The sequence below is a fragment of the Urechidicola sp. KH5 genome (genome assembly GCF_054661455.1).
The window spans coordinates 688,569-702,389 of the sequence record NZ_BAAFSW010000002.1; the positions used below are offsets into that span (position 1 = coordinate 688,569).

Here is a 13,821-nt window from a genome sequence, read left to right on the forward strand (position 1 = left end):
CTTAATTTTTTATCTCGTTTATTTTATCATAAGATTTAACCAAACCTCTAATTAGAGCACTGCTTAAGCCTCGATGTTCCATTTCATTTAACCCTTCGATTGTGCAACCTCTAGGTGTTGTAACCTTATCAATTTCTTGCTCAGGATGGCTTTCAGATTTTACCAATAAACTAGCTGCTCCTAAAGCAGTTTGCATTGATAGTTCTTGAGCTTCATCAGCATCAAACCCTAATTGAACTGCCCCTTGAGTTGTTGCTCTAATCAATCGCATCCAAAAAGCTATTCCACTTGCACAAATAACCGTAGCCGCCTGCATTAATTCTTCTTCTATATACATTGTTTTACCTAAGGCATTAAATACTTTTTTAGCACAATGAATATTCTTTTTTCCTTTCGCATTAGCACTAATACACGTCATACTTTGCGAAACAGAGATGGCTGTATTTGGCATGCTTCTAATAATCGGCAATTGCGTATCTAATTTTTCTTCTAAATAGGCAATATTTTTACCGGTAACAACAGAAACCAAACAGTGCTTTTTAGGATTTAGTACAGGTGCAATTTCATCTAAAACTCCTTCAACTTGCCCTGGTTGAACGGCTAAAATTACGACCTCCGAATTTTTTACAGCGTCCTTATTGCTTGATGTTATATGCACATTTGAAATGTTTTCAAAACAAGACAAAGTTGCTGTATTTCTCTTTGAGAGATATAAAGATTCGTAAGGAATATTTCCTTCGCCCACAATACCTAGAGCTATTGAGTACCCTAAATTTCCTACACCTATAATGGCAATTTTCATAATTTAAAATTTGGTTTTTTGTTAATTTTAGAAATAGGTTGATTTTAAATTCAGCCCTAAAGTTTCCTCTAATCCAAATATGATATTCATATTTTGAACAGCTTGTCCTGATGCGCCTTTTAGTAGGTTGTCAATAACACTAGTAATCAATAATTTATTTCCGTGTTTTTGTAAATGAACGAAACAATTATTGGTGTTTACAACTTGTTTTAGGTGAATCGGTTGGTCGCTAACATATGTAAATGTTGCATGGTTGTAATATTTCGTGTAGAGGGTTTGAGCCTCTTCTAAACTACCTTCAAATTCAGTGTAAAGTGTGACGAAGATACCTCTACTAAAATTTCCTCTATTCGGAATAAAAAGTAATTCTTTATTAAATTCATTTTGTAGTTGTACTAAGCTTTCTCCAATTTCTCCTAAATGCTGATGGTTAAATACTTTGTAAGAAGAAAAATTGTTGTCTCTCCAAGCAAAATGCGTTGTTGCGCTTGGTGTAACACCAGCGCCGGTAGCTCCTGTAGTAGCATTTATATGAACATCAGATTTTAATAATTGATTTTTAGCTAGCGGTAATAACGCCAATTGAATAGCAGTTGCAAAACAACCTGGATTTGCAATATAATTAGCTTTCTCTATAGTGTCGAAGTTTAATTCTGGAAGCCCATAAACAAACTCTTTACCTTCAAAAGTTGTATCTGCATTTAGTCTAAAATCATTACTAAGATCAATTATTTTTGTGGATGCTGAAAAAGAATGATTCTGTAAAAACTTGGTTGAATTGCCATGTCCTAAACATAAAAACACGATATCAACTTCAGTATTAATTGTACTGCTAAACGACAACTCTGTCTGTCCTACTAAATCTTGATGAACTGCGTATAACTTATTGCCAGCATTTGATGTTGAAAACACAAAATTAATTTCTGCCGCTGGATGGTTGATTAATAATCTAATCAGTTCTCCTGCAGTATACCCCGCTCCTCCAATTATTCCAACTTGTAACATTATTGCTTGTTTACGTGATTAAATATTTTTCCAGAATTCGATAGGATTTTGATAAATCCTTTGGCTTCATCTGCTGTCCAACCTTTATTCATTTCTCCATAGGATCCAAAAGAAGCATTCATCAAATCGTGTTCAGATTGAATACCATCTACAACAAATCTATACGGATATAGACTTACAAACACATCTCCTGTTACATGTTTTTGAGTGTCTTCTAAGAATACCTCAATATTTCTCATGACTTCATCTAAGTACTGTCCCTCATGTAACAACATTCCATACCAATTGCCCAATTGCTCCTTCCAATGCTGTTGCCATTTGGTTAATACGTGTTTTTCTAAAGTGTGATGACCTTTAATGATTATAATTGAAGCTGCGGCTTCAAATCCAACTCTTCCTTTAATACCTATAATCGTATCACCTACGTGAATATCTCTGCCAATGGCATATTGAGAAGCGATGGCCTCTAGTTTTTCTATATTGTTTACAGGAGTGTCTGCAGTGTCATTAATTGCGGTTAATTCACCTTTTGTAAAACTTAGTTTTACTTGCTCAGATCCCTCTTTTTGTAGTTGACTTGGATAGGCTTCTTCTGGAAGTGATAGGTGAGAAGTCAAGGTTTCATCGCCACCTACACTTGTTCCCCAAAGTCCCTTATTGATTGAATATTTTGCCTTTTCCCAAGGAAGATCTAAACCGTTTTCTTTTAAGTAATTAATAGAGTATTCTCTAGATAGTTTATTGTCTCTAATAGGTGTGATAATTTGAATTTCTGGAGCCAACGTTTGAAATATCAAATCAAATCTTACCTGATCGTTTCCGGCACCTGTAGAACCATGTGCTATATATTTGGCATCAATGCTTTTTGCATATTCCACTATCTCAATGGCTTGCACTATTCTTTCGGCACTAACAGAAAGCGGATATGTATTGTTTTTTAACACATTGCCATACACTAAATACTTTACCACTTTACTGTAGAATGTTTGAACTGCATCAATTGAAAGATATGAAGCAGCTCCTAATTGCAATGCTCTTTCTTTGATATTTTCAATTTCTTCGTTTGAAAATCCTCCGGTATTTACACTAACCGCATGAACTTCAAAATCTTCTTCTTTAGATAAGTACTTTGCACAATAAGAAGTGTCTAAACCGCCGCTATATGCTAAAACTAATTTTTTGCTCATTTTATTTATCGCCCTTTCCTTGTTTAAGGGACTTTTTTAGGAATAATGATTGTTTGATGTTTTTTAGTCTTGTCCACACTTTTTTATTGTATGGATGCTTTTGTTCTGTAAGTGTTTTGTACTCTTTCTTTGGGTCATAGAGCATGCCAGTACACAAACACATTTTATGTTCTTTCATTTTTAAAATCTCGTAATTGGTACACGTCTGACAACCTGCCCAAAATTTTTCGTCATCTGTTAATTCGGAAAAAGTTACAGGTTTATAACCTAAATCGGAATTGATTTTCATTACTGCTAAACCAGTAGTGATACCAAAAATTTTAGAATCTGGATATTTCTGCAACGAATAATCAAAAATGAATTTTTTGATTTGTTTTGCTAACCCAGTATTTCTAAAATCAGGATGTACGATAAGACCAGAATGTGCTACAAACTTTCCGTGTTGCCAACTTTCTATATAGCAGAAGCCTGCAAATTTATTACCGTCCAGGGCAATAACAGCATTGCTTTTCTCAAGTTTACTCTTGATATATTCAGGGGTTCTTTTGGCAATACCAGTACCTCTCTGCTTTGCAGATTCAGCAATTGTGTCACAAATTATTTCTGCGTACGAATTATGCGTACTATTAGCAATTACAATATCCATTGTAAATACGATGATTGATTAAAAAAATAAGTTGAATGTTGTCTTTGAATGCGGAATTGGACACACCTAATTCCAATAAATAGATAATACCCTTACGGGCGACGACGGCGTAAGCGAGGAAATGCTAAACGTGTATTTGAAATATCTATTCTCACGTGGCAAATCTACAAACAATATTTAAAATCAAAAAACGATTTTCAATAAAATTACAATAACGTTAGAATTAATTTAAGAATATAGTGGAATAGGTAAATTATCTTTTAGAATGTTTGCAGTAGTTTAAAATTGATTTATATTTGCAGCTCAAATAATAGAAATAATGATATTTAATCATACACATCACCATCATAATGCTCTTGCACAACAGGCGAGTTAGTGATGATATGGTTATAATTTAATAAATAATATCAAACCCGTCTGAAATGCTCAGACGGGTTTTTTTATAAAACTTGTTTTAGGTATTTCAGGCATTAATTAAACAACATGGAGAAAATTAAAATTGCAGTACAAAAATCAGGAAGATTAAATCAAGACTCTCTTAAACTATTAAAAGATTGCGGAATTTCCATTGAGAATGGTAAAGATCAATTAAAGGCAAATGCCAGAAATTTTCCGCTAGAAGTATTGTATTTGCGAAACGGTGATATACCACAATACCTGAGAGATGGCGTTGTAGATATTGCTATAGTTGGTGAGAATACCTTGATAGAAAAAGGAGATGATTTGCCAATAATTGAAAAACTTGGTTTTTCAAAATGCAAGGTATCTATTGCTGTCCCAAAAGATGTTGAGTACAATAGCATAGAAGATTTAAGAGGCAAGAAAATTGCAACCTCATATCCAAATACCGTGGAAAAATATTTTGCTAAGAAAGGCGAACAAGCCGACATACACATTATTAATGGTTCCGTTGAAATTGCACCAAATATAGGTTTGTCTGATGCAATTGTAGATATAGTTTCATCTGGAAGTACACTCTTTAAAAACAATTTAAAAGAGGTTGAAGTAATGTTAAAGTCAGAGGCGGTATTGGTAAAATCACCTGCATTATCAGATGAAAAACAAAATATTCTAGATAAAATTCAATTTAGAATTCAATCGGTATTGAAAGGTCGTAACTCAAAATATGTCTTAATGAATGTGCCAAACGAAAAAGTAGATACAATTATTTCGATTTTACCCGGTATGAAAAGCCCTACAGTATTGCCCTTGGCTCAAGAAGGATGGAGTTCTGTTCATACCGTGATTGCCAAAGATAGATTTTGGGAAGTAATTGATGAATTGAAATTAAAAGGCGCAGAAGGTATTTTGGTTTGTCCAATAGAGAAAATGGTATTGTAAGATGAAATTGATTTCAAATCCATCTAAAGATTTATGGTCTAAAATTTTAAAAAGACCTACTATTGATAAGCTAGATCTAGAGGCTATTGTACAAGGAGTTTTTGATGATGTAAACTCAAATGGAGACAGCGCATTGATAAATTACACCGAGAAATTCGATAAGGTGTTATTGTCTGATATTTCAGTTTCCGCCCCGGAAATTGCAGAAGCATCATCTTTAGTTTCAGAAGAATTAAAGGAAGCCATTCAACTGGCTAAAAAAAATATTGAAGTTTTTCATGCTTCACAACAATTAGATAAAAAGGTGATTGAAACTGCTCCTGGTGTTGAGTGTTGGCAAGAGGCTAGAGGAATTGAAAAAGTGGGAATCTATATTCCCGGTGGTTCTGCTCCTTTGTTTTCTACCGTTTTAATGCTAGCAGTTCCTGCAAAATTAGCAGGATGTAAAGAAATTGTGTTGTGCTCTCCTCCGAATAAAGAAGGTAAGTTACACCCTGCAATATTATATGCTGCGAATCTATGTGGAGTGACCAAAATATTTAAGGTTGGTGGAATTCAGGCCATTGGAGCCATGACTTTTGGAACGGAATCAGTACCAAATGTGTACAAAATTTTTGGCCCTGGTAACCAGTATGTAACGGCTGCAAAACAAATGGCTTTATCATACGGTGTTGCAATAGATATGCCCGCGGGTCCTTCTGAATTATTGGTGTTGGCAGATGATTCTGCAAATGCTGCCTTTGTAGCATCAGATTTATTATCTCAGGCAGAGCACGGTGCAGATAGCCAAGTAATCTGTGTTTCAAATTCTGAGTCCTTTCTAGACGAAGTTTCCAAAGAAGTTGCGGTCCAATTAGCCTTGTTGCCAAGAAAAGATATTGCCGCAAAAGCCATGGAGAACTCAAAATCTATCTTACTTAAAGATAAACGAGATATTATTGATCTGATTAATGAGTATGGCCCCGAACACTTTATTTTGGCAGTAGAAAATGAATCATTTTATTTAGAAAATATTATAAATGCAGGTTCGGTTTTTATCGGCAATTACACACCTGAAAGTGCTGGGGATTATGCTAGTGGTACAAATCATACCTTACCTACAGATGGGTTTTCGAAATCGTATAGCGGTGTGAATTTAGATGCCTTTGTAAAGAAAATAACGTTTCAAAGAATCTCTAAATCAGGAATTCAAACTATCGGTAACGCCATTGAATTAATGGCAGAGGCCGAAGGATTGCAGGCCCATAAAAATGCGGTGACGCTTAGGTTAAATCAATTAAAGGAGGGGGAAGATGATGTTTGATTTGAATGAAATTGTGCGTGAAAACGTAGCAAAATTAAAAGCCTATTCTTCTGCTCGTGACGAATTTGAAGAAGCAACTGCAGACATGGTGTTTTTAGATGCGAATGAAAATCCGTTTCAGAATGGAGTGAATAGATATCCCGATCCAAAACAGCAATCAGTAAAAGAATTGTTGGCAGGGATTAAAGAAGTGCCTTCAAATCAAATATTGTTAGGTAATGGAAGCGATGAGGTTCTCGATTTAATTTTTAGAGCCTTCTGTGAACCTAAACAGGACAATGTGATTCTCCTACCTCCAACATACGGTATGTATGGCGTTCTTGCAGGATTAAATGATATTTCAACTAAAGAAGTGTTGTTATCTGATGATTATGATATTAGAGTGGAGGCAACTTTAGAGGTAGTAAATGAAAATTCTAAATTGTTGTTTTTATGCTCACCCAACAACCCTTCTGGTAATTCTTTTTCATCAGAAAAAATAGAGCAAATTATTAAAGGGTTTAAAGGAATAGTTGTGGTGGATGAGGCATATATCGATTTTTCATCTGAGAAAAGTTGGTCTTCTCGGTTGAGTGAGTTTCCTAATTTAATTGTAACACAAACCTTATCTAAAGCCTATGGAATGGCAGGAATTAGATTGGGTATTTGTTATGCTTCTGTTGAAATTATTGAAATACTCAATCGCATCAAACCGCCATATAATGTTAATGAATTAACACAGCAAAAGGCCAAAGAGCGATTGATTAAAATAGATGAAGTCCAATCTGAAATTCAATCAATTTTAGCGGAGCGTGATGTGTTAGAAAAAAGCCTTAATGAGATTTCATTTATTGAGAAAATCTATAATTCTGATGCTAATTTTTTATTAGTAAAAGTAGATGACGCAAACAAACGTTACGATGAATTAATACAGAAAGGTATTGTAATTAGAAACAGAACAACACAGCCTTTGTGCGAAAACACCCTTCGATTTACGGTAGGAACAAAAGAAGAGAATACAAAATTAATAGAAGCACTTAAAGCATTAGATAATGACTAAACGAAAAGTACTTTTTATAGATAGAGATGGCACCATGATTAAGGAGCCTGCAGATGAGCAAACAGACTCATTTGAAAAATTGGAATTTTATCCGAAAGCCTTGGCGTATTTGCCAAAGATTGCTAAAGAATTGAATTATGAATTGGTAATGGTTACCAATCAAGATGGTTTGGGTACAGAGGTGTATCCTGAAAATACATTTTGGCCTATTCATAATTTTATCATGAAAACATTTGAAGGTGAAGGTGTTGTTTTTGATGAAGTTTTTATTGATAGAACTTTTGCGAAAGATAATCAACCCACTAGAAAACCGAATACTGGATTGCTGACTCAGTATTTTTCGGATGCATACGATTTAGAAAATTCATTTGTGATTGGAGATCGACTGACTGATATTGAATTAGCAAAGAACCTTGGAGCAAAAGGAATTTTTATCAATGATGAGACTAATTTTGGAACTGATGAAATTACGGTGAAACGTGAAGAGTTAGATACTGTTATAGCCATAGAAAGCAATGACTGGGAGGCTATTTACACTTTCCTAAAATTAGATGATAGAGTTGCTGAAATTAAGCGTAAGACCAATGAAACCGATATTTATATCAAACTTAATTTAGATGGAACAGGTAAAAGTGACATTGCAACGGGTATCGCATTTTTTGATCATATGTTAGACCAAATTGCACGTCATGGTAGTATGGATTTAACCATTAAAGTTGATGGGGATTTAGAGGTAGACGAGCATCATACAATTGAGGATACAGCAATTGCCTTAGGTGAAGTTTTTGCGGACGCACTAGGTAATAAGTTGGGAATAGAACGTTACGGATTCTGTTTGCCTATGGATGATTGTTTGGCGCAAGTTGCCATTGATTTTGGAGGAAGAAATTGGTTAGTTTGGGATGCTGAATTCAACAGAGAAATGGTTGGTAAAATGCCAACAGAAATGTTTCTTCACTTTTTTAAGTCGTTCACAGATGGGGCGAAGGCAAACCTGAATGTAAAAGCAGAAGGTCAAAACGAACATCATAAAATCGAAGCCATATTTAAGGCTTTTGCGAAGGCTATAAAAGTGGCTGTAAAAAGAGATGTAGATAAAATGATATTACCTTCAACAAAAGGATTGTTATAGATGAAAATTGTAATTATAGATTACGGTGCAGGTAATGTGAAATCAGTTCAGTTTGCTTTAGAACGATTGGGTTATGATGCAATCTGTTCGAATGATGCTGAAACAATAAAATCTGCAGACAAGGTAATTTTTCCGGGAGTTGGAGAAGCATCTAGTGCTATGGCTGAAATTAAGCAACAAGGATTGGATAAAGTGATTCCATTTTTAAAACAACCTGTGTTAGGAATCTGTTTAGGAATGCAGTTGATGTGTCAATTTTCAGAAGAAAATAATACAGCGTGTTTGGGTATTTTTCCTGTTGACGTGCTTAAGTTTAATGATGATTTAAAAGTACCTCAAATAGGGTGGAATGTAATAAATAATTTAAGAGGAGATTTATTTGATTCAGTGGAAGAGAATGCTTACGTGTATTATGTTCACAGTTATTATATACCAAAAAACACCAATGCAATTGCATTAACAGATTACGGATTGCAATATGCGGGTGCCATACAAAAAGATAATTTTTATGCATGCCAATTTCATCCAGAAAAAAGTAGTGGCGTAGGAGAGCAAATTCTAAAGAATTTTATAGAGTTATGAGAATAATACCAGCAATTGATATTATTGAAGGACAGTGTGTTCGTTTGTCTAAAGGTGATTACAATACAAAAAAAGTATACAACCAAAATCCCTTAGAAGTTGCAAAGCAATTTGAAGATCATGGTATACAGCACCTTCATTTAGTGGATTTAGATGGAGCCAAAGCGAGTCATATTGTGAATTATAAAGTGCTTGAGACTATCGCTTCTAAAACAAATTTAAAGATTGATTTTGGTGGAGGTTTAAAGTCAGATGAAGATTTGAGAATTGCCTTTGAAAGTGGCGCGAATCAAATTACTGGCGGTAGTATTGCGGTTAAAAATCCTGGTATTTTTGAGAATTGGTTGCAAGTTTATGGAGCCGATAAAATTATATTAGGTGCTGATGCTCACAATGAAAAAATAGCAGTTAGTGGATGGCTGGAAGAATCAGATCAAGAGTTGATTCCGTTTGTGAGGGCATATAAAAATAAAGGAGTTTCCTATGTAATTTGCACTGATATTTCAAAAGATGGAATGTTACAGGGACCATCATTTGACTTGTATAAAAAGATGCTGTCAGAAATTGAAGATGTCAAGTTGATTGCTTCTGGAGGTATTTCGGCTTTTAAAGAACTACCTGAATTAGCGGAGTTAGGTTGTGAAGGTACCATTGTTGGAAAGGCAATTTATGAAGGGCGAATTCAATTAAAGGAAATTGAGAATTTTATTTTAAATCAAGGATAATAATGGTAACAAAAAGAATTATTCCCTGTTTAGATATAAAAGATGGTCGCACTGTTAAAGGTGTAAATTTTGTTGGATTACGCGATGCTGGAGATCCAGTGGAATTGGCGGACAGATATTCTAAAGAAGGTGCAGATGAGTTGGTTTTTTTAGATATAACTGCTACCAAAGACAAACGTAAAACCATGATTGAAATGGTGGAAAAAGTGGCGCGTAAAGTCAATATTCCATTTACCGTTGGTGGAGGTATTTCGTCGGTGGAAGATGTGAATGCCTTATTAAGAGCGGGTGCAGATAAAGTATCTGTAAATTCATCGGCAGTAAAAAATCCACAGTTAATAAACAATTTAGCCAATAAATTTGGAAGTCAATGTGTGGTGCTAGCGGTTGATGCTAAAAATATAAATGGCGAGTGGAAAGTATTTTTAGTTGGAGGACGTGTTGAAACTGAGTTAAACTTGTTTGATTGGGTAAAAGAAGGTGTTGAGCGTGGTGCAGGAGAAATTTTATTTACCTCGATGAATAATGACGGAACCAAAGATGGATTTGCAAACGATGCCTTAAAAAAATTGAGTGAGATTGTAAATGTTCCTATCATTGCAAGTGGTGGAGCAGGTACAGTTCAACATTTTATTGATACCTTTAAAGAAGGATACTCAGATGCTGCATTAGCAGCCAGTGTTTTTCACTTTAAAGAAATAGAAATAGTAGATTTAAAAAATGATTTAGCCCAAGAAGGGATTAAAGTAAGATTGTAATGAATATAAAATTTGATTCAAATACAGGGCTGGTGCCAGCAATAATACAAGATGCACAAACCAAGAATGTATTAATGTTAGGTTATATGAACCAAGAAGCATTTGATACTACTGTTGCTACTAATAAAGTTACATTTTATAGTAGGTCAAAACAACGCTTGTGGACGAAGGGAGAAGAAAGTGGGAATTTTTTAGAATTAGTCAATATCAAAAACGATTGTGATGAGGATACCCTGCTAATTCAAGTCATTCCTCATGGCCCTACTTGTCATACAGGTACAGATACTTGTTGGTCTACAAAAAATACCTTAGAATTTGGCTTTCTGACTCATTTAGAAAATGTTATTGCCAATCGTAAAGAAAATTTAGATGAGGCTTCTTATATAGCTTCTTTATTCAAAAAAGGCATTAATAAAATTGCACAAAAAGTTGGTGAAGAGGCGGTAGAGGTTGTTATTGAGGCAAAAGATAATGACGAGCATTTATTTTTGAATGAGTCTGCAGATTTGTTGTTTCATTATTTGATTTTATTGCAGGCGAAGGGTTATACCTTAGAGGATATCGTTGAAGTTTTAAAATCTCGACATAAATAATTGACAGGTCCTTCAGAAAATAGTATTTCACATTCTTATCAAATCAAAGTTAAAGAAGAGCACATAGATGCACTAAATCATGTGAACAATGTGGTGTATGTGCAATGGGTGCAAGATGCTTCAGAAAAACATTGGGGTTTGTTATCAAATGCTAAAATCAATGTCAAGTATTTTTGGGTATGTCTTCGTCATGAAATAGATTATAAAGGACAAGCATTTTTTGGAGACGAGTTAAAAGTCTTGACTTGGGTTGGTGAATCAAAAGGAGTGACTTCTATACGCTATGTTCAAATATTAAAAAACGATAGAATTATTTTGCAAGCAGCATCTACATGGTGCTTGATGGATACAACAACCTTAAAACCAACAAGAATACCTCAAGAAATTTTTGAATTATTGACTAATAGTTACTTTAACTGATTTGCTAGCAGGTGTATTACTCTTTCGGGCTTTTTGACTTAACGGTATTAATGGGTTGCATTCAGGGAAATAAGTTGCAACACAACCTTTAGGAATATCGTAGGGTACAATGTGTAATCCGCTAACAGCTCTTTTTGTATTGTCGTAATTATTACTCAATGTAATAGGAGTGCCTACATCTAGTTTATACTTGTTAATATCCTCAGTATTCATTAACACCACCATTCTCGTTCCATATATGCCTCGATATCTATCGTCTAAACCATAAACCGTAGTGTTAAATTGATCATGACTTCTAATAGTCATCATCATAAGTTCATCTTCTTTGAGTTGGTGTTCCGATAATTTATTTACAGTAAATCTGGCTTTCCCAATATCGTTTGTAAACTCACCAATCCTTGGTCCGTTTGGTAATTCTAATATCTTTTCTGTTTTTAAGCGTTCATTAAAATCTTCAAAACCCTTCACAGACGTCCCTATTAAGTCTCTAATTTTACTGTAATCTTCAATTAATTCTTTCCAATTTACAATTGAATTGCCTACTGTGTTTGCTGCTAATTTTGCAATAATATGCGGTTCGCTTAATAAATATTCAGAACGAGGTGGTTGATTCCCTCTAGTGGTATGGACAAGACCCATAGAGTTTTCTACAGTCAATCGTTGCTCGCCTGAGGCTTCTAAAATTTTATCTGTTCTGCCTAAACAAGGTAAAATTAATCCAATAGCTCCATGATGTAAATGAGAGCGATTCAATTTGGTTGAAACGTGGACGGTTAAACTGCAGTTTTCTAATCCTTTTTGTGTTGCCTCAGTATCTGGTGCAGCCGATAGAAAATTACCACCCATCGCCATAAATACTTTACCCTTTTCTTTATGCATTAACTCAATGGCATCTACTACATCTACACCGTGTTTACGTGGAGGTTCAAAACCAAATGTACTAGCTAATGAGTCTAGAAAAGCTTTGCTTGGTTTTTCCCAAATACCCATAGTTCTATCTCCTTGTACATTACTATGGCCTCTCACAGGGCAAGTTCCAGCACCTTCTTTTCCTATACTGCCTTTCATTAAAAGAAGATTAACAACTTCTTGAATGTTGTCTACACCATTAATATGCTGGGTAAGGCCCATGCACCAACAGGCAATTATTTTGTTTCGATTGGCCAATAAATGAACAAAAGTGTCTATGTCCTCTTTATTTAAACCAGTTCGTTTTAATAATTCTGAACTATTATGAGATAATATTTCAGTTTTAAAAGTTTCAAAACCATCAGTTTTTGAGTTGATAAATTCTGAGTCGAGAATTTCTGGATGCTCTTCACTGAGTTCAAATAAACGCTGCATTAATAATTTTAGCAGTGCCGCATCTTCATTAATCTTAATCTGAAGATATAAATCAGCTATCGGAGTTCCAATTCCTAATAGACCTTTGGCTTCTTGTGGATTTTGAAAATTGAGTAAGCCAGCTTCTTTAAGCGGATTTATAGCAACAATTTTGGCCCCGTTAGCTTTTGCTTTTTCTAATGCAGATAACATTCTCGGGTGATTGGTTCCAGGATTTTGACCAAATATTAATATTAATTCAGATTTGTAAAAGTCTTCAAGTTTAACCGAACCTTTACCAATACCGAGCGTGTGACTCAGTGCTGTACCACTTGATTCATGACACATATTTGAGCAATCTGGTAAGTTGTTGGTGCCAAAAATCCGTATGAATAATTGGTAAAGAAATGCTGCTTCATTACTTGTTCGACCAGATGTGTAAAAAATTGCATCGTTAGGGTTTGGCAGTTCATTTAGTTGGTTGCTCACAATTTTAAATGCCTCGCCCCAAGAAATTGGTTTGTAATGAGCGTCACCTTTATGTATAATCATTGGTCGCACCAATCGTCCTTGTTGGCCCAACCAATAATCAGTTTGCTCTCTTAGATACTCAATCGTGTGTTTTTCAAAAAATGCTTCATCCGCATTGGCATCCATAGCTTCTTCGGCTATAGCTTTTACACCGTTCTCACAGTATTCTCCTAATCTTGAGCGATGGTCAGGATCTGGCCATGCACAACCTGGGCAGTCTACACCTTCTTTTTGATTTAAGCTATTTAGAATCTTAAATCCTTTAACTGGTTTTACTGTTTTAAATAACATGCGCATTGCATGGTAAACACCTTTTGTACCAGCGGCGCTTTTTGCAGGAGTTCCTAGTTTCATGCCAATTTATTGAGTTAAGTATCGATACGAAATTACAAATTATTCCATTGCAAATATTGGAGTGGTTAAAGAATGTAAAG

14 protein-coding genes are annotated in these 13,821 nt (G+C 34.8%); 9 read left to right on the forward strand and 5 right to left on the reverse strand.

The window, feature by feature from the left end:
- Position 1: 1 nt before the first annotated feature.
- From proC to ACYQ5R_RS07740, 4 genes are read right to left on the reverse strand one after another with little or no spacing between them, the layout of a single operon-like run.
- Positions 2 to 802, reverse strand: coding sequence for a pyrroline-5-carboxylate reductase (gene proC, locus ACYQ5R_RS07725; protein ID WP_460190342.1), 801 nt, complete (start codon positions 800 to 802; stop codon positions 2 to 4).
- A 27-nt stretch (positions 803 to 829) separates the two neighbouring features.
- Positions 830 to 1,807, reverse strand: a complete 978-nt coding sequence (gene argC, locus ACYQ5R_RS07730) for an N-acetyl-gamma-glutamyl-phosphate reductase (RefSeq protein WP_460190343.1) — start codon at positions 1,805 to 1,807, stop codon at positions 830 to 832.
- Positions 1,807 to 2,994: an argininosuccinate synthase gene (locus tag ACYQ5R_RS07735; RefSeq protein ID WP_460190344.1), complete on the reverse strand. Its 1,188-nt coding sequence runs from the start codon at positions 2,992 to 2,994 to the stop codon at positions 1,807 to 1,809. Before ACYQ5R_RS07735 ends, argC begins: the two co-directional genes overlap by 1 nt.
- A gap of 1 nt (position 2,995) precedes the next feature.
- Positions 2,996 to 3,640, reverse strand: a complete 645-nt coding sequence (locus ACYQ5R_RS07740) for a GNAT family N-acetyltransferase (protein ID WP_460190345.1) — start codon at positions 3,638 to 3,640, stop codon at positions 2,996 to 2,998.
- Positions 3,641 to 4,123: 483 nt separating this feature from the next.
- On the opposite strand from ACYQ5R_RS07740, the gene hisG reads away from it, so the two are divergent.
- The 9 genes from hisG to ACYQ5R_RS07785 are packed head-to-tail and all read left to right on the forward strand — an operon-like array spanning position 4,124 to position 11,533.
- On the forward strand, positions 4,124 to 4,981 hold the full coding sequence (hisG, locus tag ACYQ5R_RS07745; protein ID WP_460190346.1) for an ATP phosphoribosyltransferase: 858 nt from the start codon (positions 4,124 to 4,126) through the stop codon (positions 4,979 to 4,981).
- 1 nt (position 4,982) lies between these two features.
- The gene (hisD, locus tag ACYQ5R_RS07750) at positions 4,983 to 6,284 is read left to right on the forward strand and encodes a histidinol dehydrogenase (protein WP_460190347.1); all 1,302 of its coding nucleotides are present in this window, start codon (positions 4,983 to 4,985) and stop codon (positions 6,282 to 6,284) included.
- The gene (gene hisC, locus ACYQ5R_RS07755) at positions 6,274 to 7,323 is read left to right on the forward strand and encodes a histidinol-phosphate transaminase (RefSeq protein WP_460190348.1); all 1,050 of its coding nucleotides are present in this window, start codon (positions 6,274 to 6,276) and stop codon (positions 7,321 to 7,323) included. The genes hisD and hisC overlap by 11 nt, the downstream gene beginning before the upstream one ends.
- On the forward strand, positions 7,316 to 8,455 hold the full coding sequence (hisB, locus tag ACYQ5R_RS07760) for a bifunctional histidinol-phosphatase/imidazoleglycerol-phosphate dehydratase HisB (protein ID WP_460190349.1): 1,140 nt from the start codon (positions 7,316 to 7,318) through the stop codon (positions 8,453 to 8,455). The genes hisC and hisB overlap by 8 nt, the downstream gene beginning before the upstream one ends.
- The gene (hisH, locus tag ACYQ5R_RS07765; protein WP_460190350.1) at positions 8,456 to 9,037 is read left to right on the forward strand and encodes an imidazole glycerol phosphate synthase subunit HisH; all 582 of its coding nucleotides are present in this window, start codon (positions 8,456 to 8,458) and stop codon (positions 9,035 to 9,037) included.
- A complete protein-coding gene (hisA, locus tag ACYQ5R_RS07770) occupies positions 9,034 to 9,762 on the forward strand; it encodes a 1-(5-phosphoribosyl)-5-[(5-phosphoribosylamino)methylideneamino]imidazole-4-carboxamide isomerase (RefSeq protein WP_460190351.1) in 729 nt (242 codons plus the stop codon). The genes hisH and hisA overlap by 4 nt, the downstream gene beginning before the upstream one ends.
- A 2-nt stretch (positions 9,763 to 9,764) precedes the next feature.
- The gene (gene hisF, locus ACYQ5R_RS07775) at positions 9,765 to 10,520 is read left to right on the forward strand and encodes an imidazole glycerol phosphate synthase subunit HisF (protein WP_460190352.1); all 756 of its coding nucleotides are present in this window, start codon (positions 9,765 to 9,767) and stop codon (positions 10,518 to 10,520) included.
- Positions 10,520 to 11,113 carry a bifunctional phosphoribosyl-AMP cyclohydrolase/phosphoribosyl-ATP diphosphatase HisIE gene (gene hisIE / locus ACYQ5R_RS07780; protein ID WP_460190353.1) on the forward strand — a complete coding sequence of 198 codons (594 nt, stop codon included), beginning with the start codon at positions 10,520 to 10,522 and terminating at the stop codon, positions 11,111 to 11,113. The genes hisF and hisIE overlap by 1 nt, the downstream gene beginning before the upstream one ends.
- The gene (locus ACYQ5R_RS07785; RefSeq protein ID WP_460190354.1) at positions 11,114 to 11,533 is read left to right on the forward strand and encodes an acyl-CoA thioesterase; all 420 of its coding nucleotides are present in this window, start codon (positions 11,114 to 11,116) and stop codon (positions 11,531 to 11,533) included.
- Here the strand turns inward: ACYQ5R_RS07785 and ACYQ5R_RS07790 are convergent.
- The gene (locus ACYQ5R_RS07790; protein ID WP_460190355.1) at positions 11,507 to 13,741 is read right to left on the reverse strand and encodes an FdhF/YdeP family oxidoreductase; all 2,235 of its coding nucleotides are present in this window, start codon (positions 13,739 to 13,741) and stop codon (positions 11,507 to 11,509) included. The genes ACYQ5R_RS07785 and ACYQ5R_RS07790 overlap by 27 nt on opposite strands.
- Positions 13,742 to 13,821: the final 80 nt, after the last annotated feature.